Genomic DNA, 279 nt, shown 5'->3' with positions numbered 1-279 from the left:
CAGGGCGGTGCACAGCAGGAAGTCATAGAACATTGCTGCCAGTCGACGGCCCAGGCCAACGGCGGGGAATTCGCCTTGGGGACTCAGCAGGGGTTTGGACATGGCAGGGCTCTCAAGATAAAAAAGCCATTCTACGAACAAACGCGCATAAAAAAGCCCCTGATGTCACCATCAGGGGCTTTTTGTCGCAGGAAGGATCAGCCTTCTGCGTGTACTTCGTCAGCCTGCATGCCTTTCTGGCCCTGCACAGCAACGAATGTCACTTTCTGGCCTTCTTTC

The 279-nt window shown here is 54.8% G+C and carries 2 pseudogenes; both read right to left on the bottom strand.

Annotation, left to right across the window (positions count from 1 at the left end):
* Window positions 1-102 (bottom strand): annotated as a pseudogene (locus SB756_RS29545) (RDD family protein); the annotation flags it as partial.
* Window positions 103-197: 95 nt separating this feature from the next.
* Window positions 198-279: pseudogene (locus SB756_RS29540) on the bottom strand (cold-shock protein); the annotation flags it as partial.

Source organism: Pseudomonas sp. SIMBA_068 (assembly GCF_046534705.1).
Lineage (GTDB): Bacteria > Pseudomonadota > Gammaproteobacteria > Pseudomonadales > Pseudomonadaceae > Aquipseudomonas > Aquipseudomonas putida.
Note: the sequence above shows the minus strand (reverse complement) of the source record. Positions and strands in the feature narration are given on the sequence as shown.